This window comes from Mycobacterium sp. 134, from assembly GCF_048282715.1.
Lineage (GTDB): Bacteria > Actinomycetota > Actinomycetes > Mycobacteriales > Mycobacteriaceae > Mycobacterium > Mycobacterium septicum.
The window spans coordinates 2685180-2709208 of record NZ_JBLVUN010000008.1; the positions used below are offsets into that span (position 1 = coordinate 2685180).

The 24029-nt window shown below is 66.9% G+C and carries 27 protein-coding genes; 15 read left to right on the forward strand and 12 right to left on the reverse strand.

The genetic code is table 11. The features are described from left to right. Positions 1–17: 17 nt before the first annotated feature. The 3 genes from ACNQVK_RS17580 to ACNQVK_RS17590 all read left to right on the forward strand — a co-directional run bounded on the left by ACNQVK_RS17580 (position 18) and on the right by ACNQVK_RS17590 (position 3067). Positions 18–779, forward strand: coding sequence for a 3'(2'),5'-bisphosphate nucleotidase CysQ (locus ACNQVK_RS17580; RefSeq protein ID WP_418030520.1), 762 nt, complete (start codon positions 18–20; stop codon positions 777–779). A gap of 126 nt (positions 780–905) precedes the next feature. Next, positions 906–2144, forward strand: a complete 1239-nt coding sequence (gene mshC, locus ACNQVK_RS17585; protein WP_418030521.1) for a cysteine--1-D-myo-inosityl 2-amino-2-deoxy-alpha-D-glucopyranoside ligase — start codon at positions 906–908, stop codon at positions 2142–2144. A 38-nt stretch (positions 2145–2182) separates the two neighbouring features. Next, on the forward strand, positions 2183–3067 hold the full coding sequence (locus ACNQVK_RS17590; RefSeq protein WP_418030522.1) for an SDR family oxidoreductase: 885 nt from the start codon (positions 2183–2185) through the stop codon (positions 3065–3067). Between the two features lie 51 nt (positions 3068–3118). Here the strand turns inward: ACNQVK_RS17590 and ACNQVK_RS17595 are convergent, their stop codons facing one another. Beyond that, positions 3119–3997: a PAC2 family protein gene (locus ACNQVK_RS17595; protein ID WP_044523805.1), complete on the reverse strand. Its 879-nt coding sequence runs from the start codon at positions 3995–3997 to the stop codon at positions 3119–3121. 23 nt (positions 3998–4020) lie between these two features. On the opposite strand from ACNQVK_RS17595, the gene ACNQVK_RS17600 reads away from it, so the two are divergent. Together ACNQVK_RS17600 and metH are read left to right on the forward strand one after the other, a co-directional pair. Further along, positions 4021–4281 (forward strand): hypothetical protein, encoded by a 261-nt coding sequence (locus ACNQVK_RS17600; protein WP_418030523.1) that lies wholly within the window; start codon positions 4021–4023, stop codon positions 4279–4281. 220 nt (positions 4282–4501) lie between these two features. Continuing rightward, a complete protein-coding gene (gene metH, locus ACNQVK_RS17605) occupies positions 4502–8242 on the forward strand; it encodes a methionine synthase (RefSeq protein WP_418030524.1) in 3741 nt (1246 codons plus the stop codon). A gap of 57 nt (positions 8243–8299) precedes the next feature. Here the strand turns inward: metH and ACNQVK_RS17610 are convergent, their stop codons facing one another. Beyond that, positions 8300–9097 (reverse strand): SDR family oxidoreductase, encoded by a 798-nt coding sequence (locus tag ACNQVK_RS17610; RefSeq protein WP_418030525.1) that lies wholly within the window; start codon positions 9095–9097, stop codon positions 8300–8302. A gap of 45 nt (positions 9098–9142) precedes the next feature. Here ACNQVK_RS17610 and ACNQVK_RS17615 point away from each other — a divergent pair, with 45 nt between their 5' ends. Together ACNQVK_RS17615 and ACNQVK_RS17620 are read left to right on the forward strand one after the other, a co-directional pair. Beyond that, the gene (locus tag ACNQVK_RS17615) at positions 9143–9826 is read left to right on the forward strand and encodes an HAD family hydrolase (RefSeq protein ID WP_418034199.1); all 684 of its coding nucleotides are present in this window, start codon (positions 9143–9145) and stop codon (positions 9824–9826) included. A 57-nt stretch (positions 9827–9883) separates the two neighbouring features. Next, the gene (locus tag ACNQVK_RS17620) at positions 9884–11503 is read left to right on the forward strand and encodes a sugar porter family MFS transporter (RefSeq protein ID WP_418030526.1); all 1620 of its coding nucleotides are present in this window, start codon (positions 9884–9886) and stop codon (positions 11501–11503) included. On the opposite strand, the gene ACNQVK_RS17625 is transcribed toward ACNQVK_RS17620, so the two are convergent. Beyond that, on the reverse strand, positions 11473–11952 hold the full coding sequence (locus ACNQVK_RS17625) for a hypothetical protein (RefSeq protein ID WP_418030527.1): 480 nt from the start codon (positions 11950–11952) through the stop codon (positions 11473–11475). The genes ACNQVK_RS17620 and ACNQVK_RS17625 overlap by 31 nt on opposite strands. A gap of 37 nt (positions 11953–11989) precedes the next feature. On the opposite strand from ACNQVK_RS17625, the gene ACNQVK_RS17630 reads away from it, so the two are divergent. The 4 genes from ACNQVK_RS17630 to ACNQVK_RS17645 all read left to right on the forward strand — a co-directional run bounded on the left by ACNQVK_RS17630 (position 11990) and on the right by ACNQVK_RS17645 (position 15093). After that, complete coding sequence (locus tag ACNQVK_RS17630) at positions 11990–12271, forward strand: phosphoribosyl-ATP diphosphatase (protein ID WP_066897932.1); 282 nt, start codon at positions 11990–11992, stop codon at positions 12269–12271. Between the two features lie 15 nt (positions 12272–12286). After that, on the forward strand, positions 12287–13141 hold the full coding sequence (gene hisG / locus ACNQVK_RS17635) for an ATP phosphoribosyltransferase (protein ID WP_409550771.1): 855 nt from the start codon (positions 12287–12289) through the stop codon (positions 13139–13141). An 89-nt stretch (positions 13142–13230) separates the two neighbouring features. Beyond that, entirely contained in the window at positions 13231–13713 is a 483-nt protein-coding gene (locus tag ACNQVK_RS17640; protein WP_090431131.1) for a DUF4126 family protein, read from the forward strand. Between the two features lie 3 nt (positions 13714–13716). Next, positions 13717–15093, forward strand: a complete 1377-nt coding sequence (locus tag ACNQVK_RS17645; RefSeq protein ID WP_418030528.1) for an FAD-containing oxidoreductase — start codon at positions 13717–13719, stop codon at positions 15091–15093. On the opposite strand, the gene ACNQVK_RS17650 is transcribed toward ACNQVK_RS17645, so the two are convergent. The 3 genes from ACNQVK_RS17650 to ACNQVK_RS17660 are packed head-to-tail and all read right to left on the reverse strand — an operon-like array spanning position 15059 to position 16532. Continuing rightward, positions 15059–15691 (reverse strand): flavodoxin family protein, encoded by a 633-nt coding sequence (locus ACNQVK_RS17650; RefSeq protein WP_418030529.1) that lies wholly within the window; start codon positions 15689–15691, stop codon positions 15059–15061. The genes ACNQVK_RS17645 and ACNQVK_RS17650 overlap by 35 nt on opposite strands. An 11-nt stretch (positions 15692–15702) precedes the next feature. Beyond that, positions 15703–16218 (reverse strand): SRPBCC family protein, encoded by a 516-nt coding sequence (locus ACNQVK_RS17655; RefSeq protein WP_418030530.1) that lies wholly within the window; start codon positions 16216–16218, stop codon positions 15703–15705. Beyond that, positions 16215–16532, reverse strand: a complete 318-nt coding sequence (locus ACNQVK_RS17660) for an ArsR/SmtB family transcription factor (protein WP_418030531.1) — start codon at positions 16530–16532, stop codon at positions 16215–16217. Before ACNQVK_RS17660 ends, ACNQVK_RS17655 begins: the two co-directional genes overlap by 4 nt. Positions 16533–16695: 163 nt before the next feature. Between ACNQVK_RS17660 and ACNQVK_RS17665 the strand changes: the two genes are divergently transcribed. Beyond that, complete coding sequence (locus ACNQVK_RS17665; RefSeq protein ID WP_044523844.1) at positions 16696–16944, forward strand: DUF3297 family protein; 249 nt, start codon at positions 16696–16698, stop codon at positions 16942–16944. Between the two features lie 84 nt (positions 16945–17028). Here the strand turns inward: ACNQVK_RS17665 and ACNQVK_RS17670 are convergent, their stop codons facing one another. The 3 genes from ACNQVK_RS17670 to ACNQVK_RS17680 are packed head-to-tail and all read right to left on the reverse strand — an operon-like array spanning position 17029 to position 19165. Next, positions 17029–17547: a DinB family protein gene (locus ACNQVK_RS17670; RefSeq protein WP_418030532.1), complete on the reverse strand. Its 519-nt coding sequence runs from the start codon at positions 17545–17547 to the stop codon at positions 17029–17031. Next, complete coding sequence (locus tag ACNQVK_RS17675; protein ID WP_418030533.1) at positions 17544–18341, reverse strand: thioesterase family protein; 798 nt, start codon at positions 18339–18341, stop codon at positions 17544–17546. Before ACNQVK_RS17675 ends, ACNQVK_RS17670 begins: the two co-directional genes overlap by 4 nt. Continuing rightward, positions 18338–19165 (reverse strand): PD-(D/E)XK nuclease family protein, encoded by an 828-nt coding sequence (locus tag ACNQVK_RS17680; protein WP_418030534.1) that lies wholly within the window; start codon positions 19163–19165, stop codon positions 18338–18340. The genes ACNQVK_RS17675 and ACNQVK_RS17680 overlap by 4 nt, the downstream gene beginning before the upstream one ends. An 85-nt stretch (positions 19166–19250) precedes the next feature. Here ACNQVK_RS17680 and ACNQVK_RS17685 point away from each other — a divergent pair, with 85 nt between their 5' ends. After that, positions 19251–20123, forward strand: a complete 873-nt coding sequence (locus ACNQVK_RS17685) for a tRNA (adenine-N1)-methyltransferase (RefSeq protein ID WP_418030535.1) — start codon at positions 19251–19253, stop codon at positions 20121–20123. Positions 20124–20127: 4 nt separating this feature from the next. On the opposite strand, the gene ACNQVK_RS17690 is transcribed toward ACNQVK_RS17685, so the two are convergent. Genes ACNQVK_RS17690 through ACNQVK_RS17700 form a run of 3 tightly spaced genes read right to left on the reverse strand, consistent with a single transcriptional unit; the run spans position 20128 to position 21485 of the window. After that, positions 20128–20421, reverse strand: a complete 294-nt coding sequence (locus ACNQVK_RS17690; protein WP_418030536.1) for a DUF503 domain-containing protein — start codon at positions 20419–20421, stop codon at positions 20128–20130. Positions 20422–20427: 6 nt separating this feature from the next. Continuing rightward, a complete protein-coding gene (locus tag ACNQVK_RS17695; RefSeq protein ID WP_409550542.1) occupies positions 20428–20973 on the reverse strand; it encodes a hypothetical protein in 546 nt (181 codons plus the stop codon). Positions 20974–20981: 8 nt separating this feature from the next. After that, complete coding sequence (locus ACNQVK_RS17700) at positions 20982–21485, reverse strand: hypothetical protein (RefSeq protein ID WP_418030537.1); 504 nt, start codon at positions 21483–21485, stop codon at positions 20982–20984. Positions 21486–21630: 145 nt separating this feature from the next. On the opposite strand from ACNQVK_RS17700, the gene arc reads away from it, so the two are divergent. Continuing rightward, positions 21631–23472 (forward strand): proteasome ATPase, encoded by a 1842-nt coding sequence (gene arc, locus ACNQVK_RS17705; protein ID WP_418030538.1) that lies wholly within the window; start codon positions 21631–21633, stop codon positions 23470–23472. A gap of 59 nt (positions 23473–23531) precedes the next feature. Next, positions 23532–24029 (forward strand): adenosine-specific kinase, encoded by a 498-nt coding sequence (locus tag ACNQVK_RS17710; protein WP_418030539.1) that lies wholly within the window; start codon positions 23532–23534, stop codon positions 24027–24029.

The window sequence follows — 24029 nt, forward strand, 5'->3', positions numbered from 1 at the left end:
GCGTCGATACTTACCGGGTGCACTCGACCGACGCCGACCTGGCTGCCGCAGTGGCCAAGGAGGCCGGTGAGTTGTTGTTGGCCGTGCGCGAGGAGATCGGTTTCGACGACCCGTACTACCTCGGCGACGAGGGGGACCGGCGATCCAACGCGCTGATCCTCGATCGCCTGGCCCAGGCCCGCCCCGGTGATTCCGTGCTCAGCGAGGAGGCGGTCGACGATCTTTCCCGGGTCGAGGCCGACCGGGTCTGGATCGTCGATCCGGTGGACGGCACGCACGAGTTCTCCTTGCCCGGCCGTGAGGACTGGGCGGTGCACATCGCCCTGTGGCAGCGCTCGGTGGGCGCCGACGGGGGCCTGTCGGATGCGGTGGTGGCCCTGCCCGCCCGGGGTGAGGTGTACCGCAGCGATACGGTCACCCCGCCCGCGCCGCGGCGGCCCGGCCCCCTGTTGATCACCGCGAGCTCCAACCGTCCCCCGGCGGTGCTGTGGCGGATGCGTGAGCAGCTCGATTTCCGGATGGTGCGGATCGGCTCGGCCGGGGCCAAGGCGATGGCCGTGGTGCGCGGCGACGTCGACGCGTACATCCACGCCGGCGGGCAGTGGGAGTGGGATTCGGCCGCACCGGCGGGTGTGGTGATGGCCGCAGGCCTGCACGCCTCCCGGCTGGACGGCTCGGAGCTGCGCTACAACCGTGCCGACCCCTACCTGCCGGATTTCGTCATGTGCCGCAAGGAGCTGGCGCCGATCCTGCTCGAGGCCATCGGGGTGGCCCGGTGAGCGTTCTCCGGTGCGAGCCGACGGGGATGCGGGAATGAAACCGGCGGCGGCATTGTCTGACTTGCTGAACTGTGTGGGACCGACCGGCGGGAGGCCGTCCTGAGCGAGCACCTTAGAGTCGAGACCATGCGATCGTGGTCGGCACCGTCAATTCCGGTGCTGGAAGGACGTGGTCCGCAGCTGCGGTTGTACGACAGCGCCGACCGGCAGGTACGGCCGGTGACCCCCGGGCCGACCGCCACGATGTACGTGTGTGGCATCACCCCGTATGACGCCACGCATCTCGGTCATGCCGCGACCTACCTGACCTTCGATCTGGTGTACCGGCTGTGGCTGGACGCCGGACACACCGTGCACTACGTGCAGAACGTCACCGACGTGGACGATCCGTTGTTCGAACGGGCCGACCGTGACGGCATCGACTGGCGTGACCTCGGGGACCGCGAGACCCAGCTGTTCCGGGACGACATGACGGCCCTGCGTGTGCTGCCGCCGCGCGACTACGTCGCCGCCACCGACGCGATCACCGAGGTGGTCGAACTGGTGGAGAAGATGCTGGCCTCCGGTGCGGCCTACGTCGTCGACGACGCCGAATATCCCGACGTGTATTACCGCGCCGACGCCACGGCGCAGTTCGGCTACGAGTCGGGCTATGACCGCGAGACCATGCTGCGGCTGTTCGGCGAGCGAGGCGGTGACCCGGACCGTGCCGGCAAGGGCGACGAACTCGACGCCCTGTTGTGGCGGGCTCAGCGTCCCGGTGAGCCCAGCTGGCCCTCGCCCTTCGGCGCTGGCCGACCCGGCTGGCACGTCGAGTGCTCGGCCATCGCGCTCACCCGCATCGGCTCGGGTCTGGACATCCAGGGCGGCGGTAGCGATCTGATCTTCCCGCACCACGAGTTCTCCGCCGCGCATGCCGAATCCGTCACGGGGGAGCGGCGTTTCGCCCGCCACTACGTGCACGCGGGCATGATCGGCTGGGACGGGCACAAGATGAGCAAGAGTCGCGGCAACCTGGTGCTGGTCTCACGCCTGCGCGCCGACGGTGTCGACCCGTCGGCGGTCCGGCTCGGGCTGTTCGCGGGCCACTACCGGTCGGACCGGTTCTGGAGCGATGCGGTGCTCGAAGAGGCCAACGCCCGGCTGAAGCACTGGCGCAGCGCCACCGCGCTGCCCGCCGGTCCGGACCCCGCCGACCTGGTGGCCCGGGTGCGCCAGTACCTCGCCGACGATCTCGATACCCCGAAAGCTCTTGCCGCACTGGATGGTTGGTGCGACGATGCGCTGGCCTACGGCGGCCATGATCCGGCCGCGCCACGGCAGGTCGCCGACACCGTGGATGCGCTGCTGGGAGTCGAACTCTAGGCCTCGTCGGGCGCGCCCGGGTGCGGTACGTTTCGGCCATGGGTTCTGTGAACGGGAAAGTCGTCTTCATCACCGGTGGTGCCCGCGGCATCGGCGCCGAGGTGGCCCGCCGGCTGCGGCGCAGGGGCGCCAAACTGGTGCTCACCGACCTCGACGAGGCGCCGCTGAGTGCGCTGGCCGCCGAACTCGGCGAGGAGCACGTGCTGACCGCGCTGGCCGACGTGCGCGATCTGGCCGCCATGCAGAAGGCCGCCGATGCCGCCGTCGAGCGGTTCGGCGGCATCGACATCGTGATGGCCAACGCGGGCATCGCCAGCTTCGGATCCGTCATGCAGGTGGATCCCGAGGCGTTCAAGCGGGTCGTCGACATCAACATCGTCGGGGTGTTCAACACCGTGCGCGCCACTCTGCCGGCGGTCGTCAAGCGTCGCGGGTACGTGCTGGTGGTGTCCTCACTCGCGGCATTCACCTCGGCTCCCGGGCTGGCCGCCTACCACGCCTCCAAGGCGGGCGCCGAGTACTTCGCCAACACGTTGCGCCTGGAGGTGGCCCACCTCGGCGTCGACGTCGGCTCGGCCCACATGAGCTGGATCGACACCCCGCTGGTGCAGGACGCCAAGTCGGACCTCTCGGCGTTCCGGGAGATGCTGTCCAAGCTGCCACCGCCGCTGAACCGGACCACCACCGTCGACGCCTGCGGCGCGGCGTTCGTCAAGGGCATCGAGGGACGCAAGAAGCGCATCTACAGCCCGGAGTGGGTCGGGGTGTTCCGCTGGATCCGGCCGTTCGTCACGACGCCGCTGGCGGAGCGCGACATCCTCAAATTCACGCCGACCCTGCTGCCGAAACTCGACGCTGAGGCAGCCGCACTCGGACGCTCGACCAGCGCCCGCATCGAGGCACTGGAGAAGCCGGAGGCTTAGCGGTCGCGGCCGGATCGGGCGCTCAGCGGCCTCTGTGCCTTCTGTCGGCCGCTACCGGCCTCGGCGACGCAGGTAGCGCTCGAACTCGGCCGCCAGCGCGTCGCCGTCGATCTTGCCGAGCACCTCGTGCATGTCGACCTCGGCGTCGCCGCGCTGTTCCAACGAGGCGACGTACTCCGCGATCTCCTCGTCCTCGGCGGTCATCTCGGTGACGGCCTGCTCCCACTCCTCGGCGGCGGCGGGCAGGTCGGCCAGCGGCACCTCGACGTCCAGCACGTCCTCGACCCGGCGGAGCAGAGCGACGGTGGCCTTGGGGCTGGGCGGCTGCGACACGTAGTGCGGTACCGCGGCCCAGAAGGTCACCGCCGGGATTCCGGCCTGTACACAGGCATCCTGGAACACCCCGGCGATCCCGGTCGGCCCTTCGTATCGGGTCTCCTCCAGGCCGAAGAACTTCGCCGACTCGGCCGAATACGCCGAGCCGGACACCGGCACCGGCCGGGTGTGCGGGGTGTCGGCCAGCAGTGCGCCCAGGATCACGACGGTCTGCACGTTGAGCTTGTCGGCGATGGCCAGCAACTCGGCGCAGAACGTGCGCCAGCGCATGTTGGGTTCGACGCCGTGCATCAACACCACGTCACGGTTGCTGCCCGGGGGCCGGCAGTGCGAGATCCGCATCGACGGCCATTCCAGTTCCCGTGTGACGCCGTCGACCTGGCGGATCACCGGGCGGTTCACCTGATAGTCGTAGTACGACTCGTCGTCGATCTCGACGATCGGCTGGGCCTCCCAGATCGCATCCAGGTGGTCCAGCGCGTCACTGGCCGCGTCGCCGGCGTCATTCCAGCCCTCGAAGGCGGCCACGATGGTGGCGTCCTTCAATTCGGGCAGATTCATAGGCCGGCCGGCGTTCGGATACGACGGTGTCACACGTTCAGCGTAAGCCTTGGAGAGTGCCGATGAGCCCGTTGTGCGCGCGGGTCGCCGCCACGCCGATCAGCCGGTTTGATAGACCGACTACCCTGTTTCATGTGATTGCCGCTGACAAATCCGCCTACGACACCGACGTGCTCGACACGCTCGTCGTGGCAGGCGGCGCCGTCATCGGCTGCACCGTGACCTGCCCTGAGGTCATCGAAACGATCCATCGCAACTATTTCCCGGCCGGCGCCGGCGCGGCCGTGGCGAAATACGTTCGGCTGCAATCTGGTTAACCCTGGTGCCGACGACATTGCTGACAAAATCGGTGAGCTGTCACTCAGGGGCACCGCAATCGCCACGCGGGTCGGTGGCGACGAGTTGGGCGTCCGCGCGTCCGTCGGATGACGACGTAGACTCTTCTGGTCGAGAGGCGTTGCAACGGTTCCGGGTTTTTACCCGTATCCGCCACGCTCGGCAGAGTCAAGGACGCCTTCCGTTACGGAAGGAGTGCACGTGACTGTTGGTGAGTCGACGACCTTTACGCCGAACATCCGCCCTGACTGCACCGACGAACTGACCGCTGCGCTACGCCGGCGGATCATGGTGATCGACGGCGCGATGGGCACGGCGATCCAGCGGGACCGGCCCGACGAGGCCGGCTACCGTGGCGACCGCTTCACGGAGTGGCCGACCGCGCTTCAGGGCAACAACGACCTGCTCAACCTGACGCAGCCGCAGATCATCGAGGGGATCCACCGCGAGTACCTCGAGGCGGGTGCGGACATCCTGGAGACCAATACGTTCAACGCGAATGCGGTCTCGCTCTCCGACTACGACATGGCCGACCTGAGCTACGAGCTGAACTACGCCGGGGCCGCCCTGGCCCGCAAGGCCGCCGACGAGTTCAGCACCCCGGACAAGCCCCGCTATGTCGCAGGGGCGCTGGGCCCGACGACGCGGACCGCGTCGATCTCGCCGGACGTCAACGATCCGGGTGCCCGCAACGTCTCCTACGACCAGCTGGTCGCCGCCTACCTCGAAGCCGCAAACGGCCTGGTCGACGGCGGTTCCGACCTCCTCATCGTCGAGACGATCTTCGATTCGCTGAACTCCAAGGCGGCGGTGTTCGCCATCGAGACGCTGTTCGAGCAGCGCGGACGCCGCTGGCCGGTGATCATCTCGGGCACCATCACCGACGCGTCCGGGCGGACACTGTCCGGACAGGTCACCGAGGCGTTCTGGAACGCGATCAGGCACGCGAAGCCGCTCGCGGTGGGCCTCAACTGCGCTCTGGGCGCGCCGGAGATGAGGCCCTACATCGCCGAGATGGCCCGGATCGCGGACACCTACATCTCCTGCTACCCGAACGCGGGCCTGCCCAACGCCTTCGGCGAGTACGACGAGTCCCCGGAGCATCAGGCCGGCTACATCGCCGAGTTCGCCGAGGCCGGCCTGGTCAACCTGGTCGGAGGTTGCTGCGGAACGGCGCCGGCGCACATCGCCGAGATCGCCAAGGTCGTCGACGGCAAAGCACCGCGCGAGCTGCCGGAGATCGAGGTGGCCACCCGCCTGTCGGGCCTGGAGCCGCTCAACATCACCGAGGATTCGCTGTTCGTCAACATCGGTGAGCGCACCAACATCACCGGTTCGGCGCGGTTCCGCAACCTGATCAAGGCCGAGGACTACGACACCGCGCTGTCGGTCGCGCTGCAGCAGGTTGAGGTCGGTGCGCAGGTCATCGACATCAACATGGACGAGGGCATGATCGACGGCATCGCCGCGATGGATCGGTTCACCAAACTGATCGCGGCCGAGCCGGACATCAGCCGTGTCCCGGTGATGATCGACTCCTCCAAGTGGGAGGTCATCGAGGCGGGCCTGAAGAACGTGCAGGGCAAGCCGATCGTCAACTCGATCTCCATGAAGGAGGGCGAGGAGAAGTTCGTCCGCGAGGCCCGGCTGTGCCGCAAGTACGGCGCCGCCGTCGTCGTGATGGCCTTCGACGAACAGGGGCAGGCCGACAACCTGGAGCGCCGCAAGGAGATCTGCGGGCGCGCCTACCGGATCCTGACCGAGGAAGTCGGCTTCCCGGCCGAGGACATCATCTTCGACCCGAACTGCTTCGCGCTGGCGACCGGTATCGAGGAGCACGCGACGTATGGGATCGACTTCATCGAGGCGTGCGCCTGGATCAAGGAGAACCTGCCGGGAGTGCACATCTCCGGTGGTATCTCCAACGTGTCGTTCTCGTTCCGGGGTAACAACCCGGTCCGTGAGGCGATTCATGCGGTGTTCCTGTTCCATGCCATCAAGGCCGGCCTGGACATGGGCATCGTCAACGCCGGTGCGCTGGTGCCCTACGACTCGATCGACCCCGAACTGCGGGACCGCATCGAGGACGTCGTGCTGAACCGTCGCGAGGATGCGGCCGAACGGCTCCTGGAGATCGCCGAACGGTTCAACAAGTCAGAGAAGACCGAGGATCCGAAGGCGGCCGAATGGCGCAGCCTCCCGGTTCGCGAGCGGATCACGCATGCCCTGGTCAAGGGCATCGACGCCGACGTCGATGCCGACACCGAGGAATTGCGGGCCGAGATCGCCGCCGCAGGTGGTCGCCCGATCGAGGTGATCGAGGGCCCGCTGATGGACGGCATGAACGTCGTCGGTGACCTCTTCGGCGCGGGCAAGATGTTCCTGCCCCAGGTGGTGAAGTCGGCCCGGGTGATGAAGAAGGCCGTGGCGTACCTGCTGCCGTACATCGAGGCGGAGAAGCAGCCGGGTGATGCCGACACCAGCAACGGCATCATCGTGATGGCGACTGTGAAGGGCGACGTCCACGACATCGGCAAGAACATCGTCGGGGTCGTCCTGCAGTGCAACAACTACACCGTGATCGACCTCGGGGTGATGGTGCCGGCGCAGAAGATCCTGGACGCGGCGCGGGAACACAAGGCCGACATCATCGGGCTGTCCGGCCTGATCACCCCGTCGCTGGACGAGATGTCCAATTTCGCGGTCGAGATGGAACGCGAGGGGCTGGAGATCCCGCTGCTGATCGGCGGCGCGACCACCTCGCGCGCCCACACGGCGGTGAAGATCGCGCCGCGGCGCAGTGGTCCGGTGGTCTGGGTCAAGGACGCGTCCCGCTCGGTGCCGGTCGCCGCGGCGCTGCTGGACGACAGGCAGCGGCCGGCCCTGCTGGAGGCCACCGCGACCGATTATGCGGCCCTTCGCGAACGGCACGCTCAGAAGAACGAGCGGCCGACGCTGACGCTGGAGAAGGCCCGCGCCAACCGGACGCCGATCGAGTGGGGCGGCTACACGCCGCCGGTGCCCGCCCAGGGACTCGGCGTGCGGGATTTTCATGACTACGACCTCGCCGAGTTGCGGGAGTACATCGACTGGCAGCCGTTCTTCAATGCCTGGGAGATGAAGGGGAGGTTCCCCGACATCCTCAACAACCCGGTTTCGGGCGAGGCGGCCCGCAAGCTGTACGACGATGCCCAGCAGATGCTGGACACCCTGATCAAGGAGAAGTGGCTCAAGGCCAACGGGGTGATCGGGTTCTTCCCGGCGAACGCGGTCGGCGACGACATCGAGGTCTACACCGACGAGACCCGGACCGAGGTGCTGACCACGTTGCACAACCTGCGCCAGCAGGGTGAGCACCGGGACGGCATCCCGAACCGTTCGCTGGGCGACTACATCGCGCCCAAAGAAACTGGAGCCGCCGACTACGTCGGCGCTTTCGCCGTCACCTCGGGGCTCGGCAGCCAGGACAAGATCATGGAGTTCAAGGCAGCCCTCGACGACTACAGCGCCATCCTGCTGGAGTCGCTCGCCGACCGGCTGGCTGAGGCGTTCGCCGAACGGATGCACCAACGGGTCCGTGAGGAGTTCTGGGGCTACCAGCCTGACGAGCAGCTGGACAACGAGGCGCTGATCGGGGAGAAGTACGTCGGAATCCGGCCGGCCCCCGGCTACCCGGCCTGCCCGGAGCACACCGAGAAGGCGACGCTCTGGGAGCTGATGGACGTCAAGGAGCGGACCGGCATCGAGCTGACCGAGTCGATGGCGATGTGGCCCGGTGCCGCCGTCAGCGGCTGGTACTTCTCGCACCCGCAATCGCAGTACTTCGTGGTCGGCCGGTTGGCCCAGGATCAGGTGGCCGACTACGCGAAGCGTAAGGGCTGGACCCTGCAGGAGGCCGAGCGCTGGCTCGCCCCCAACCTCGGCTACAACCCAGAGGACTGACCGAGGTGAAACGGCTTGAGCCGGAGCGGTTCCCGTTCCGGCTCAAGCCGGCGGTGGCTAGCTGAACAGGCTGCGGTTACGGGCTGCCCACTGCGCGACCGATTCAGCAGGGGCACCCGTCAACCGCTCGACGTTGTCATTGGCGGCCTGGTCTTCCGGATCGCCGTCGAACAGGTCGAGGTACCACTGCGCGGCGTCGCCCATGACGGGCCGTAGCAGCTCTTCGGCCTCCGCGCGGCTGCACCGTTGCGAGTCGACGGGCATACCGATGCCGACCCCGATCTGGCGGGCGATATCGGCGCGCGACAACGCGACGGGGCCGGTGAGTTCGTACATCGCGCTCAGATGGGCATCCTGCGGGGCGGCCAACAGGTGGGCGGCCACCCGGGCGATATCGTCCATCGACACCGGGGACTCGATGTAATCGGGGGCGACGTCGCGGACGGTGCCCGTCTTGATCTGCGGGGCCCACATCGCGAAGTTCTCGCAGAACTCGCCGGGCCCGAGCTGGGTGTGCGCCAGCCCGGATGCGGTGACCGCCTCGGCGTGCTCCGACCAATGCGCGCCGCCCGACAGTGCCACCACGTACTGCACACCCGCTTGCACCAACATCTCGAGCGTGGGGCCGATGGTGGTGGGGAACGGCGCCAGATACACGCGCTCGACGCCCTCCAACGCCGCCGGCAAGGTCTCTGGTTTCCCCAGGTAACCGGTGATTGCTGTCACAGATTCGGGCAACGCCGCCTTCGCCGGGTTTGTCGTCAACGCGCGGATGTCGTGGGCGCCCAACGTGATCAGATGATCCACGACGCGCCTGCCGATGTTTCCTGTGGCTCCGGTCACCAATACCGTCATGCTCCCACGCTATATGCGCGGTCGGACAATGCCAGAATGGTTGCCATGCGTGCGGTGCTCTGGGACATGGACGGCACCCTCGTCGACTCCGAAAAGCTTTGGGACATCGCCATGCACGCGTTGTACGCGCGGATGGGCGGGGTGCTGAGCGCGGAGGTACGGGAATCGACGGTCGGTGGTTCGTCCGAGACCGTGATGCGGATCGTGTACGACGACCTGGGGCTGGAGCCCGATCCTGCTGCCATGGCGGATTCGGCGGATTGGTTGCACGACTACACCGGTGAGCTGTTCGAGCAGGGTCTGCCGTGGCGTCCGGGTGCCCAGGAGATGCTCGACGGTCTCACCGCCGCCGGGATTCCGATGGCGTTGGTGACCAACACCCGCCGGGATCTCGCGGAGCGGGCGTTGAACAGCATTGGCCGCCACTATTTTTCGGTGACCGTGTGCGGTGACGAGGTCGATACCGGCAAGCCGGCCCCCGACCCGTACCTGCGGGCGGCCGACCTCCTCGGTGTCTCCACCACATCCTGCCTGGCGGTCGAGGATTCGGTCACCGGCACAGAATCGGCCGAGGCCGCGGGCTGCCCCGTGCTGGTGGTACCCAACGACGTGGCGGTACCCGGAGGCCCGTTGCGCCGGCACGTTTCCTCGCTGACACAACTCGATGTGGCCGGCCTTCGCGCGGTGTATCACGAACTGAATTCCCAAGCCGGAGAACGCACCGCCTGATCCTGCGCGTGTGATTCAATGTGAGCCTGATCACGCATTGCTGCGGAAGGGCGTCCCATGACTCACGGACCGGTCGGCGATCCTGCATCGGACCTGGACTACGAGGAATCCGAGCACAGCGGCAAGGTGGTCCGGATCGCTTCGGTGGCCGCGTTGGGCGGTTTGCTTTTCGGTTATGACAGCGCGGTGATCAACGGGGCGGTCGCGGCCCTGCAGGACGAATTCCAGATCAACAACGTGGTTCTGGGTTCCGCGGTGGCCTCGGCGCTGTTGGGGGCCGCGGTGGGCGCGTTGACCGCAGGCCAGCTGGCAGACCGGATCGGCCGGCGGTCGGTCATGAAGCTCGCGGCGTTGCTGTTCTTGATCAGTGCGATCGGTACCGCGGTTGCCACCCATATCTGGCTTGTGGTGATCTTCCGCATCATCGGCGGTCTCGGGGTCGGCGTCGCCTCGGTCATCGCGCCGACCTACATCGCCGAGACGGCACCACCGCGCATCCGAGGGCGCCTTGGCTCACTGCAACAGTTGGCGATCGTGACGGGAATCTTCCTGTCCCTGTCGGTCGACTATCTGCTCGCGCACCTGGCCGGCGGCTCCCGCGAAGAACTCTGGTTGGGGCTGGCGGCCTGGCGGTGGATGTTCCTGGTGATGGCCATTCCGGCCCTGGTGTACGGCCTGCTGGCCTACACCATCCCGGAGTCGCCGCGGTATCTGGTCGCGAAGTTCCGTATTCCGGAGGCACGCAAGGTTCTCTCCATGTTGCTCGGCGAGAAGAACCTGGAAATCACCATTCACCGGATCGAGGACTCGCTGAAGTCCGAGAAGCCGCCGTCCTGGCAGGACCTGCTCAAGCCGCGCCTGTCCGCCGGTGGATTCACGGCGTGGGTGCGGCGTTACGTGTGGTGGCTGCTGCTGTTGTTCATCATCCTGGCCGTCGCGTCGGTTTCGGCCGGGCTGTGGGTCCTGGCGGTGGTCTTCTTCGCGCTCGGCATCGGGGTGGCCGCTGTCAGTGGGCTTTACGGCATCGTCTGGGTTGGGTTGGGGCTGTCCATATTTCAGCAGTTCGTCGGCATCAACGTGATCTTCTACTACTCGAATGTGCTGTGGGAGGCAGTCGGATTCGAGGAGAGCCAGGCGTTCACCATCACCGTGATCACCTCGGTGACCAACATCGTCACCACGCTCATCGCGATCGCGCTGATCGACAAGATCGGACGCAAGCCGCTGCTGCTGATCGGGTCCACCGGCATGGCGCTCACCCTGGGCACGATGGCCGTGATCTTCGGAACCGCGCCGCAGGTCGATGGCCAGCCGCAGCTGAGCGGTGCGGCCGGGCCGATCGCACTGGTCGCGGCCAACCTGTTCGTGGTGGCCTTCGGCATGTCATGGGGTCCGGTGGTGTGGGTTCTGCTGGGGGAGATGTTCCCCAACCGCATCCGGGCGGCGGCGCTGGGCCTGGCGGCGGCAGGTCAGTGGGTGGCCAACTGGCTGATCACCGTGTCGTTCCCGGAACTGCGCAACGTACTGGGCGTGGCATACGGCTTCTATGCGCTGTGCGCACTGCTGTCGTTGCTGTTCGTCTGGAAGTGGGTCGAGGAGACCAAGGGCAAACACCTCGAGGACATGCACGCCGACGCGTTGAGCGCTCAGCCGGCAGGCAGCGGCGGGGGCTCGTAATCGTCGGTATACGGCGCTGAGCCGACGCTGCGGGCGATCTCGACGGCCGCCTCGACCAGCTTCTCCGGCGAGATCTCGTGGTGGGCCAGATAGACCTCACAGTGCCCGGCGACCACCCAGACGCTGGACAGTGGCACCTGGACCAGGGCGAATTCGTCAGGTTCGGTGCGTTGCACCTCATAGGTTCCCGGGGTGAGCTCGGCGCCGTAGCGCAGTTCTTCGACCTCGGTGGTGAAATCGTCCACCGGGTGGATCGCCACGGTGAGCGCCGGGGCCGACGCCACGTCGGCACCCCACGATGCGGACAGGCATTCGAGCGGGAGGATGGGGTTGGCGAGGCGATTGTTCTGGACCAAGCCGTCGACCGTCAGGTATCTGGACAGGATCGCGCGGATCGCGGTGACCCGGGCAGTGTAGGTCCGCAGCTCGTCGGCGACAGGTTCGCTCACCCTTCTATTGCACCCCACAAATCGACCCCCACCGAGCATGAAACAATTCATGCCTGTGAAGACCTTCGAGGCCCTGTTTGCCGAACTCAGCGACAAAGCGCGCACCAGACCTGCCGGTAGCGGCACGGTCGCCGCACTTGACGCCGGCGTCCATGGGCTCGGCAAGAAGATCCTGGAGGAAGCCGGCGAGGTGTGGCTGGCCGCCGAGCACGAGAGCGACGAGTCGCTCGCCGAGGAGGTCAGCCAGTTGCTGTACTGGACCCAGGTGCTGATGATCTCCCGGGGCCTGACCCTCGACGACGTCTACCGGAAGTTGTGAGCCGTGGCCGATCAGATGTTGCGCGTCGCGGTGCCCAACAAGGGCTCACTGAGCGAAGCGGCCGGCGAGATCCTCGCCGAGGCCGGGTACCGGCGTCGGCGTGACCCCAAGGATCTGACGGTCGTCGATCCGGTCAACAACGTCGAGTTCTTCTTTCTGCGGCCCAAGGACATCGCGATCTATGTGGGTTCGGGTCAACTCGACCTGGGCATCACCGGACGGGACCTGGCCGCCGATTCCGACGCTCCGGTGCGGGAGCGCCTGTCGCTGGGCTTCGGTGGCTCGACCTTCCGTTACGCCGCTCCGGCCGGCCGGGAGTGGAGCCCGAAGGATCTGGCAGGCAAGCGGATCGCCACGTCGTTCCCCAACCTGGTTCGCAAGGACCTTGCGGCGCAGGGGATCGAGGCGTCGGTGATCCGGCTGGACGGCGCCGTCGAGATCTCGATCCAACTCGGTGTGGCCGACGTGATCGCCGACGTGGTCGGTTCGGGTCGCACCCTGGGACTGCACGGCCTGGTGGCGTTCGGCGCGCCGCTGTGCGAGTCGGAGGCCGTGCTGATCGAGCGCGACGGTGCCGAGGGGGACAGCAGTGCGTCCGCGCGTGATCAGCTGACGGCGCGCGTGCAGGGCGTGGTGTTCGGCCAGCAGTACCTGATGCTGGATTACGACTGCCCGCGTGCGGTTTTGGACCAGGCCACCGCGGTGACGCCGGGGCTGGAGTCACCGACCATCGCGCCGCTGGCGGATCCGGATTGGGTGGCTGTGCGGGCCTTGGTTCCGCGCCGCGACGTCAACGCCATCATGGATGAGATCGCCGCGATCGGAGCCAAAGCGATACTCGCATCGGATATTCGGTTCTGCCGTTTCTGACGGGCGGATACCGCCCTGTCTGATCGGCGCGTGCCGCGCCGCATTGCGTGTTAGCGTCCGGGTGACAATTTCAGACCTCGGAGGTCGCCGTGACGCATTTTCTGGTTCTGTTGTTGGCTCTGTTCATCGGTGTGGTGGCCGGATTGCGAGCCTTCACCGCACCGGCCGCGGTGGCGTGGGCCGCCGCGTTGAACTGGATCAACCTCGACGGCACCTGGGCCCAGTGGTTGGCTCACCCGGTCACGGTCACCGTGTTGACCATTCTTGCTGTGGTGGAGTTGGTTACCGATCAGCTGCCGCGCACGCCCAGCCGTAAGACCCCGGTGCAGTTCATCACCCGTCTGATCACCGGGGCGTTCGCCGGTGCGGTGATCGGCACCGCGTGGGGCTTCACGTTCACCGCGCTCGGTGCGGCCCTCGTGGGCGCGGTGATCGGCACCCTCGGCGGATACGAGGCGCGGAAGCGCTTGGTCAGCCGCAATGATGGCCATGACCTGCCGGTCGCGCTGTTCGAGGACGCGGTTGCCGTGCTCGGCGGCTTCGCCATCGCAGCCCTGACTTCCGTCCTCTAGTTCATGGCGCCCGCGCAAAGTTTCGACGCAATCGTCATCGGCGCGGGTCAGGCCGGGCCGCCGTTGGCGGGCCGGTTGACCGCAGCAGGGCTGACCGTCGCGGTGATCGAACGCAAGCTGGTCGGCGGCACCTGCGTCAACTACGGGTGTATCCCCACCAAAACCCTGGTGGCCAGTGCGCATGCCGCCCATCTCGCGCGGCGCGGCGCTGATTTCGGCGTCGGCACAGGCGAAGTCGACATCGATATGGCCAAGGTCAAGGCCCGCAAGGATGCGATCATGCTGGCCGACCGCCACGGGGTGGAGGATTGGCTGGAGGCGATGGACGGCGCCACCCTGATCCGTGGCCACGCCCGTTTCGTCGACCCGCACACCATCGACGTCGACGGCCAGTTACTGCGCGCAGACCGGATCTTTCTCAATGTCGGTGGCCGGGCCGTGGTTCCGGAGTTTCCCGGTTTGGACGGCATCGACTACCTGACCAACGTCGGCATCCTGGACCTGGACGTCGTGCCCGAACACCTGGTGATCGTGGGCGGCAGCTACATCGCGCTGGAGTTCGCACAGATGTACCGCCGGTTCGGAGCCCGGGTGACGGTGGTCGAGAAGGGGCCACGGCTGACCTCGCGTGAGGACGAGGACGTATCGGCCACCATCGCCGAGGTCCTGCGGGCCGAGGGGATCGACGTGGTGCTCGACGCCACCGGCATCCGGTTCGCCAAGCGGGACAGCGGTTTCGAGGTGACGCCGCGCGACGGTGCGGATCCGATCGCCGGAACGCACCTGCTGCTCGCGGTGGGACGGGCTCCCAACACCGACGATCTCGGGTTGGAGAACGCCGGCGTGGACCTCGACGGGCGCGGCTACGTCGTGGTCGACGATCAGCTGCGCACCACGGCCGAGCACATCTGGGCGATGGGGGACTGCAACGGCAAGGGCGCCTTCACCCACACGTCCTACAACGACTTCGAGATCGTCGCCGCCAATCTGCTCGACGATGATCCGCGTCGCGTGAGCGATCGTGTCACCACCTATGCGCTCTACATCGATCCGCCGCTGGGCCGGGCCGGGATGACGGTCGATCAGGTGCGGAAGTCCGGCCGAAAGGCGTTGGTGGGCAAGCGCCCGATGACCAGGGTCGGCCGTGCGGTGGAGAAAGGCGAGACGCAGGGCTTCATGAAGGTGGTGGTGGATGCCGAGACCGAGGAGATTCTGGGGGCGGCCATCCTCGGTGTCGGCGGCGACGAGGTGGTGCACTCGATCCTCGACGTCATGACGGCGAAACTGCCCTACACCGCGATATCGCGGACCATGCACATCCACCCCACCGTCAGCGAGCTGGTGCCTACGATGCTGCAGGAGCTGAAGCCGCTGGACTGAGCGTGCGGCCGATGTTGAGCTGACGCGCCACCAGCGCGACCCGGTGCCCGAGGTGCCGGCAGGTCTGGGCATCGGCCGGATGCACCTGGTCGGGCCCGGCGTCCACATCGGTGGCGGCCGCGGCGCCCAGCCAGAACCCGAGCCGGTTCAGGTCATGCTCGCTGCCTGCCGCGCTGTTCCAGCCCGCACCCAAACCCAGGTTCACCCAATGCATGTGGTGTTGGGCGGCGAAGATCGCCAACGAGTTCAGCGTGGCGAGCTTGTCTCCGCTCTTGGCTCCGGAGTTCGTGAACCCGGCGGCGACCTTGTCGCGCCAGGTGCCGTCCATGCACCGCCGGCCGGTCTTCTCGGCAAAGGTCTGAAATCCCGCCGACACGTTGCCCATGTAGGTAGGGCTGCCGAAGATCATGGCGTCGATGCCGTCCAGCACGTCCCAGTCCTGGTCGGTCATGTCCTCGACGTGCATGACGGTCACGTCGGCTCCCGCGTCACCGGCTCCGGCCGCGACCGCATCGGCCAGGGTCGACGTGTGACCGAACCCGGAGTGGTAGACCACGGCGACGGTGGGTGCGGCGATGTCAGTTCCGTTGTGAAGCATGCTGTTTCCTTCTATCGGGTCCACTGGGTGCCGAGCTTCTGGGCGACGTCCTGATAACGCTCGGCCCAGTCGGGCAAGGGCTGCCCGCCGAGATGCGCCTCGAGCCGATCCAGATACGCGTGGGTTCCGGGGTGGAATCCCTGACCGTCGGAGACCGTCAGGCCGCGGTGCGTGAATCGGAGCAGGGTGCCCTCGCCGTCCGGGGTGAGTTCGTAACGTACGACGCCGGATTCGGGGGCGGACAGGACGGGCTGGCTCCACTCGTGTTCGAAAACCCGTGGTGGGTCCCACACCCGGATCCGTCCGGTCATCTTCTTCTGCTGCGGGGGGATCGGCGGCGAGTGCGGAACCATCTCGATCGTGCCGCCCTCCCGGGCGTCTATCGTCGTTTCACCCATCCATTGGTTGCGTTGTTCGGGATCGGTGATGGCGGCCCACACCGCCTCGACCGGATAGGGCAGGCGTCGCTCGAAGTTCAGGGCGGCCCGGTCGCCCTCGACGGTGAGTTTGCCTTCGCGGCTGGTCATTTCGTCTCCTTGTGGGTCGCTTTGAGATGACGTTCCAGGGCGTCGAGGTGATCGGTCCAGTAGCGGCGGTACCGTTCGATCCACTCGTCGATCTGCAGCAGGCCGTCGGCACGTAGGGCGTAGATGCGGCGTTGCGCGTCGGGGCGCACTTCGACGAGGCCGACTTCTCGCAACACCCGCAGATGCCGGGACACGGTGGGCTGGGTCAAGCCAGGCAGGGTGGCCACCAGCTCGCCCGCAGTGCGTTCACCGTCGACGAGGGCGTCGAGCAATGCGCGTCGGCTGGGTTCGGCGACTGCCTCGAACACGTCCATGGATCGAGTATTGCACTACATCTATATAGACGCAAGTAAATATAACTCGGGTGGTTGAAGCCTCCGGCCCGCCAAGACCTACACGCAACCCGCTACTGCCGGGTCGCGTAGATTCTTTGACGATCAATCCGAGCGCCTAGCGCAGCATTCAACGAAGGTCATCATGTCCGAGGATCAGAACGCAGACGTTCCACCGAATCATCTCTCCATCGACCCGCGCAGCCCCTTCTACAGCGAAGAGGTGCTCCGCCGCGACGTGGGTATTCGCTTCAACGGCGTCGAGAAGACCAATGTTCACGAATACGACGTGGCCGAGGGTTGGGTGCGTGTCGAAGTCCCAACCGCGAAGGATCGCCGCGGAAATCCCATGGTCGTCAAGATCAGTGGCACGGTTGAACCGTATTTCCGCTGAGCAAAACAGCGGACGCGCTTGGACTTCCGGCGCGGCCGTCGAACGGTGGCGCGGTGGCTGGGACGACGATCAGGGCGAGGACGACTAACCGCGGGATCGGGTCGCGGCGCGCAGCATGCGCAGTTGGCCGATCTCGGCGGCGTTCTTCGTCAGCTCGACGTTCAGCCACAACACCATGTCGGCCAGAGACCGGCCGGAATCCGGGCCCCACGGAAACGTCGCGGGGCCAAGGAGATCGGTGTCGGTCAGGGAGCCCAGCAGTCCGCTCCAGCGTGCGCTGAGCACCCTGATCCGCTGCACCGCGGCCGCCGGGCCGGGCCAGTCGATCTCGGAGCGCGGTGGCGGCGGCCGGCCGTCAATGTGTGCCAGCGCGCTCGTCCACCAGAAGATCATGTGCCAGGTCAGCCAGCCGATGGTCGGAACGGGAATCGGATCGGGTTCGGTGTCCGCCCAATCCGGCCACCACCGGCCCGACGGATCCTCGTGCACGGTCCACACCAACGCACCCGGTTCCCACAGGTGATCCTCGTCGGAAAGCGCCGACAGGTGCAGGTCGGTCAGCGCCCAGGCCAGGTCGAACTGGCTGCGCAGCTCGATGATCACGGCACCCGCATCACCAGCAGGGTCTGGGCCGAAGTCCCGATAAACCCTTGGCGGTCAAAGATTTCCGCTGTCGTCACGCCGATGCCGTCCGGCCCGATCGAACCACGGGCCCGCACCGCGAAGTCCGACCCCTCCGGAAGCCGGTGCAGATGCACCGCGGTGTCGGTGTTCATGAACACGAACTTTTCCGGATCGAGCGCCGCGCCGATGCCGTTCGCCGAATCCACCACCAGCGCCAGGCGCTGAAGGGCCGTCGTCTCCTCGTCGTCGACCACCGGCGTCAACGGACTCATCCAGGCCACCGCAGACTCACCGTCGGTCGCGTTCTGCCGGCGCCACGACACGCTTTCCAGATAGCCCGGTGCGCCTTCCCAGTTGTGCGCCACGTCAGCCGCCTCGCCCTCCACCAATGGCGGGAAGCGATCGGTGACCACGTCGCTGGTGTCGCTGGGCGCCAGCAGCCAGGCGGTGACCCGCGCCACCGCGCGCCAACTGCCGTCGGGTCGAGCGGCCTCCATCTCGGAGACGACCATCGAGATCCGTGATCCCGGACGGTCCACCCAGGCCCGAACCCGCACCGGCGCAACCGGAATCGCGCCAAGGATGTCGAGCGTCAACCGCCCGATCCGCAGGCCCGTACCGGCGGCCAACTCCTCGATCGCCTTGGTCAACAGCGCCAGCGGCGGTGAGCCGTGCTGAATCGCCGGGTCCCAGTTGCTCCGGGTATCGGCGGTGGATTCGAACAGCTGGTACTCGCCATCGGTGCCGAGCCGATGGTAGTGACACCCGATCATGCAGCTCCTGATTCTGGCCATCCGGGATACGGCGGCGGGGTGCCGCCGAACGCCGGACACAAACTCTGATGTGCACACCACGAGCACAACCGCGACGGATTGGGCCGGAAGTCACCAGTGGCCCCGGCCGCCTGGATGGCCTTCCAGATCGCCATCAACGTGCGCTCGAACCGCAGCAGCTCGTCATGCTCGGGGGAGTAGTCGAGCACCTGACCATCGGCCAGATACAACAGCCGAAGCCGGGACGGCATCACCCCGCGCGATCGCAGCAACGCCACGGCATAGAACTTCATCTGGAACATCGCCTTGAACTCGGCCTGCGCCCGCGCCTCGGGCGGGGCCTTGCCGGTCTTGTAGTCGACGACGCGCAACTCGCCCGACGGCGCGACATCGATCCGGTCGACGAATCCGCGCAACAGCGTGCCGTCGGTCAGCTCGACCTCGAGGCGGTGCTCGCAGCACTGGGGATCGAACCGGGTCGGATCCTCGAGTCGGTAGTACCCCGACAACAGCGCCCTGGCCTCGGCGAGCAACGTGGCCGGATATTCGGTATCGGCCAGCTCGGGCTCGGCGGCCACCACCTGCTCCCACGCCGGCTCGACCAGCGTCAGCGCCGTGTCATGCACCCGCTCGGCCGCAGGCAGGCCGTAGAGCTGCTCCAACGCGGCGTGCACCAGGGAACCGCGCAGCTGGGCGGTGGACCGGGGCTCGGGGAGCCGGTCGATGGCGCGGAACCGGTAGAGCAGCGGGCACTGCTTGAAATCGCCGGCCCGCGACGGCGACAGCGCCGGGCGGCGCGGCGTCGGGACCGGTTCATCATTCACGCCTGTAAGCCTAGGACCGCGCCCCGACAAAGTTGCGGAACCCCGGGCACCCGGCCCGGCACGGGTACTGGCAGGCTGGACGTCCGTGGCAGCGAAGAGACCGACCGGACCGTTTGCCGTTGGCGACCGGGTGCAACTCACCGACGCCAAGGGCCGGCGCTACACCATGGTGCTCAACCCTGGCGGCGAGTTCCACACCCATCGCGGCATCATCGCCTTCGACAATGTGATCGGGTTGCCGGAAGGCAGCGTGATCAAATCCACCAACGGTGATCAGTTCCTGGTGTTGCGACCGCTGCTGGTCGACTACGTGATGTCGATGCCCCGCGGGGCGCAGGTGATCTATCCCAAGGACGCCGCGCAGATCGTCCACGAGGGTGACATCTTCCCGGGCGCCCGGGTGCTGGAGGCCGGTGCCGGCTCCGGCGCGCTGACCTGCTCGCTGCTGCGGGCGGTCGGCCCCGAGGGCCGGGTGACGTCCTATGAGATCCGTGACGATCACGCCCCGACCGCCGAGAAGAACGTGATCACGTTCTTTGGTGAGCGCCCCGAGAACTGGGACCTGGTGATCGCCGACCTCGCCGACTACGACGGCCCGGAGATGGACCGCGTGGTCCTGGACATGCTGGCGCCCTGGGAGGTGCTGCCCGCTGTCTCCAAGGCGCTGGTGGCCGGTGGTGTGCTGATGGTCTACGTCGCCACCGTCACCCAGCTGTCGCGGGTCGTCGAGGCGCTTCGCGAGCAGCAGTGCTGGACCGAACCGCGGGCCTGGGAAAGCATGCAGCGGGGTTGGCATGTGGTGGGGCTGGCGGTCCGGCCGGAACACAACATGCGCGGCCACACCGCCTTTTTGGTCAGCGCGCGCAAATTGGCGCCGGGCGCGGTGGCGCCGGTCCCGCTGCGCAAGAAGCGTCAGCTCGCCGTCGAGTCCGCCGTCGCGTCCGAGTCGGGCGCCTGATGGCCTAGTCGTCGCTGTGGTGCAGGCCCCGCCGGGCGGAGAGCAGTTCGAGTTCGGGGCGAGCCGCGACCATCCGTTCGGCGGCGTCGAGTACGTCGACCACATGCGCGCGGTCGGCGGCGACCAGGGCGATGCCGATGCCGGCGCGGCGGTGCAGATCCTGGGTGCCGGATTCGGCCGCCGAGACCGCGAGCTTGCGGTGCAGCTCGGCGATCACCGGCCGGATCACGGAGCGTTTCTGCTTGAGCGAGTGCACATCACCGAGCAGCAGGTCGAACTCCAACCAGCCGATCCACATGGCGTCTCAGCGGGGTGGAGTCGGGGCGGGCGGCGCGGACGCTTCGGCGCCCGCGCCCATCACCAGCAGCAGATCGGCGGTGTGCCTGGTCAGCTGCCAGCCGTCGCCGTGCGGGGTGAATTCCATCGGGAAGCTGAAGTCGCGGGCCGACTTCTCGCCGCCCGCGGTGACCTTGACGGTCGCCACCACGTTGCCCGGCTCGGTTTGCGACCAGGCCAGATCGTTGGCCTCGAAAGTCAGCGGGGTGAATCCGTTGTCGGCCAGCGCACGGCCGAACTTGTCCAGCGCGGCAGCGTCATCGGCGGTGCCCTGTTCGACCAGGACCACCTTGTCGGCGCCGGGGACGCTGACGTCGGCCAGCCGGTCCAGCACGCCGGTCAGCGCCTCGGGGGCCGGCAGCGGTGCGGAAGGCGGTGCTTCCGGGGCGGTGGTCAGCGCGCTCGTCGTCGGGTGCGAGGTCTTGGCCGGATGCTCGCCACTACTACACCCACAGAGCCCAAGTGCCGCCACGATCGTGGCGGCACTCAGGACTGCGAAACGGATGCGGTTCAACTACCTACTCAGCCGACGTTGGACAGCAACGCCATGGCCGATCCCTTGGAGATCTGCCAGCCGGTCGGGCTCGGGCCCGCGACGAACTGGATGTTCTGGGTGGCGGTGCCGCCGGTGGCCGAGGTGGCCGTGACGTCGGCATATACCACGCCGCCCTGGTCATCGATGTTGGCGATGTTGAAGGTCAGCGGGAACTTTCCTTCAGCGGCGGCCTTGTTGTAGGCGCGGTCGGCGGCGATGCTCTCGATGCGACCGATACCGCCCTGGATGTAGAGGGCCTTGCCGCTGAACGAGCCACCGCCGGCGAGTGCCTGCAGGGTCTGCGTCAGTGGCGACGCGAGGTCCGGTGCCGGCGTGGCAGGCAGGGGCGCGCCGAACACCACCGGCTGGATGGCCGGCGAGGTCGACATGCCGCTGGATGCAATAGAAGTCACACCCGCCGCTGCTCCGCCCACCACGGCGGCGGCTGCAGCTGCGGTGATAAAGCCGGTAACGAGGGTTTTCGGGGTCACGACTGTCCTTTCGATCGGACCAACTGAACTTAGAGGCTAACAGTGGTGCTGGTGTGTCTAGTTCCTAGAGCGCACACAATGGCTGAATCGCCGGTAGCGTTGAAGTTGTTACTGCACCAACTTGCGGTGCGGGAGGGAGCGCAATATGAGTGAGTCAGAGCGTTCGGAGGGTCACGCCGAGAGTTTCTCGGCGGGCTACTCGCAGCCCATGTCCAGCGATGATGCCGCCGAGCTGGAATCGCTGCGCCGTGAGGCCGCGGTTCTGCGTGAGCAGTTGGAAAATGCGGTAGGTCCCCAGAGCGGACTGCGCAGTGCACGTGACGTTCACCAGCTTGAGGCCCGGATCGACTCGCTCGCGTCCCGTAACGCCAAGCTCATGGACACCCTCAAAGAAGCGCGTCAGCAGCTCCTCGCCCTGCGCGAGGAGGTCGACCGGCTGGGGCAGCCGCCCAGCGGCTACGGCGTGCTGCTGGGTACCCACGAGGACGACACCGTCGACGTGTTCACCTCGGGCCGCAAGATGCGACTCACCTGCTCCCCGAACATCGAGACCGCGTCGCTCAAGCAGGGCCAGACGGTCCGGCTCAACGAGGCGCTCACCGTGGTCGAGGCCGGCCACTTCGAGGCGGTCGGCGAGATCAGCACGCTGCGCGAAATCCTGGCCGACGGCCACCGGGCACTGGTGGTCGGGCACGCCGACGAGGAGCGCATCGTCTGGCTGGCCGAGCCCCTGATCGCCGTCGAGGACCTGCCCGAGGATTCCGAGACCGCGCTCGACGACGACCGGCCGCGCAAACTGCGGCCCGGCGACTCACTACTTGTCGACACGAAGGCCGGGTACGCCTTCGAGCGCATCCCCAAGGCCGAGGTCGAGGATCTGGTGCTCGAAGAGGTGCCCGATGTCAGCTACAACGACATCGGTGGCCTGGGCCGCCAGATCGAGCAGATCCGCGACGCCGTGGAGCTGCCGTTCCTGCACAAGGAGCTCTATCGCGAGTACTCGTTGCGCCCACCCAAGGGTGTGCTGCTGTACGGCCCGCCCGGATGCGGTAAGACGCTGATCGCCAAGGCCGTTGCGAACTCGCTGGCCAAGAAGATGGCCGAGGTTCGTGGCGACGACGCCCGTGAGGCGAAGAGCTACTTCCTCAACATCAAGGGCCCCGAGCTGCTGAACAAGTTCGTCGGTGAGACAGAACGGCACATCCGGCTGATCTTCCAGCGCGCCCGTGAGAAGGCTTCCGAGGGCACCCCGGTGATCGTGTTCTTCGACGAGATGGACTCGATCTTCCGCACCCGTGGCACCGGCGTCAGCTCCGATGTCGAGACAACCGTTGTGCCGCAGCTGCTTTCGGAAATCGACGGCGTGGAGGGGCTGGAGAACGTCATCGTCATCGGCGCGTCCAACCGCGAGGACATGATCGACCCGGCGATCCTGCGGCCCGGCCGCCTGGACGTCAAGATCAAGATCGAGCGGCCCGACGCCGAGTCGGCACAGGACATCTTCTCGAAGTACCTGACCGAGGCCCTGCCGGTGCACGCCGACGATCTCTCCGAGTTCGGCGGTGACCGGGCGCTGACGATCAAGACCATGATCGAGAAGGTCGTGGACCGGATGTACGCCGAGATCGACGACAACCGGTTCCTGGAGGTCACCTACGCCAACGGCGACAAGGAAGTCATGTACTTCAAGGACTTCAACTCCGGCGCCATGATCCAGAACGTCGTCGACCGTGCGAAGAAGAACGCGATCAAGGCCGTGCTGGAGACCGGTCAGCCCGGTCTGCGTATCCAGCACCTGCTGGATTCGATCGTCGACGAGTTCGCCGAGAACGAGGACCTGCCCAACACCACCAATCCCGATGACTGGGCCCGGATCTCGGGCAAGAAGGGTGAGCGGATCGTCTACATCCGCACGCTCGTCACCGGCAAGAGCTCGTCGGCCAGCCGGGCCATCGACACCGAGTCCAACCTCGGGCAGTACCTGTAGTCGGGATCGGCTGGGCGTAATCGGCCCCACCCGGGCGGTGCCGGTGGCAGCATGATGCTGTGACCACACCGGCGCTGTCCTGGGACGTGGTGTCCGTCGACAAGCCGGACGACCTCAACGTCGTCATCGGGCAGGCGCACTTCATCAAGACGGCCGACGACCTACACGAGGCCATGGTCGGGGTCAGTCCGTCGTTGCGCTTTGGGCTGGCCTTTTGTGAGGCGTCCGGTCCGCGCCTGGTGCGCCGCAGTGGCAATGATCCGGAGCTGGTCGAATTGGCGGTCCGCAACGCGTTGGCGATAGCCGCCGGACACACCTTCGTGATCTTCCTGCGCGAGGGGTTCCCGGTGAACGTCCTCAACCCGATCAAAGGGGTTCCCGAGGTCTGCTCGATCTTCTGCGCCACCGCCAATCCGGTCGACGTCGTTGTCGCCGTCACGCCGCGCGGCCGCGGCATCGCGGGCGTGATCGACGGGGAGCCACCGCTGGGCGTCGAATCCGACGACGACGTAGCGGCACGTCGGGATCTGTTGCGCGCGATCGGCTACAAGCTCTGA

What these genes read in the sequence shown, in the direction of transcription:
- ACNQVK_RS17655 (WP_418030530.1), bottom strand. Translation starts at nt 16,218, where the DNA reads ATGACCAGCCGCGAAGGCAAACTCACCGTCGAGGGCGACCGGGCCGCC.
- ACNQVK_RS17630 (WP_066897932.1), top strand. Translation starts at nt 11,990, where the DNA reads ATGAAACAATTCATGCCTGTGAAGACCTTCGAGGCCCTGTTTGCCGAA.
- hisG (WP_409550771.1), top strand. Translation starts at nt 12,287, where the DNA reads ATGTTGCGCGTCGCGGTGCCCAACAAGGGCTCACTGAGCGAAGCGGCC.
- arc (WP_418030538.1), top strand. Translation starts at nt 21,631, where the DNA reads ATGAGTGAGTCAGAGCGTTCGGAGGGTCACGCCGAGAGTTTCTCGGCG.
- ACNQVK_RS17610 (WP_418030525.1), bottom strand. Translation starts at nt 9,097, where the DNA reads ATGACGGTATTGGTGACCGGAGCCACAGGAAACATCGGCAGGCGCGTC.
- ACNQVK_RS17645 (WP_418030528.1), top strand. Translation starts at nt 13,717, where the DNA reads ATGGCGCCCGCGCAAAGTTTCGACGCAATCGTCATCGGCGCGGGTCAG.
- mshC (WP_418030521.1), top strand. Translation starts at nt 906, where the DNA reads ATGCGATCGTGGTCGGCACCGTCAATTCCGGTGCTGGAAGGACGTGGT.
- ACNQVK_RS17675 (WP_418030533.1), bottom strand. Translation starts at nt 18,341, where the DNA reads ATGATCGGGTGTCACTACCATCGGCTCGGCACCGATGGCGAGTACCAG.
- ACNQVK_RS17590 (WP_418030522.1), top strand. Translation starts at nt 2,183, where the DNA reads ATGGGTTCTGTGAACGGGAAAGTCGTCTTCATCACCGGTGGTGCCCGC.
- ACNQVK_RS17690 (WP_418030536.1), bottom strand. Translation starts at nt 20,421, where the DNA reads ATGTGGATCGGCTGGTTGGAGTTCGACCTGCTGCTCGGTGATGTGCAC.
- ACNQVK_RS17650 (WP_418030529.1), bottom strand. Translation starts at nt 15,691, where the DNA reads ATGCTTCACAACGGAACTGACATCGCCGCACCCACCGTCGCCGTGGTC.
- ACNQVK_RS17665 (WP_044523844.1), top strand. Translation starts at nt 16,696, where the DNA reads ATGTCCGAGGATCAGAACGCAGACGTTCCACCGAATCATCTCTCCATC.
- ACNQVK_RS17660 (WP_418030531.1), bottom strand. Translation starts at nt 16,532, where the DNA reads ATGGACGTGTTCGAGGCAGTCGCCGAACCCAGCCGACGCGCATTGCTC.
- ACNQVK_RS17615 (WP_418034199.1), top strand. Translation starts at nt 9,143, where the DNA reads ATGCGTGCGGTGCTCTGGGACATGGACGGCACCCTCGTCGACTCCGAA.
- ACNQVK_RS17620 (WP_418030526.1), top strand. Translation starts at nt 9,884, where the DNA reads ATGACTCACGGACCGGTCGGCGATCCTGCATCGGACCTGGACTACGAG.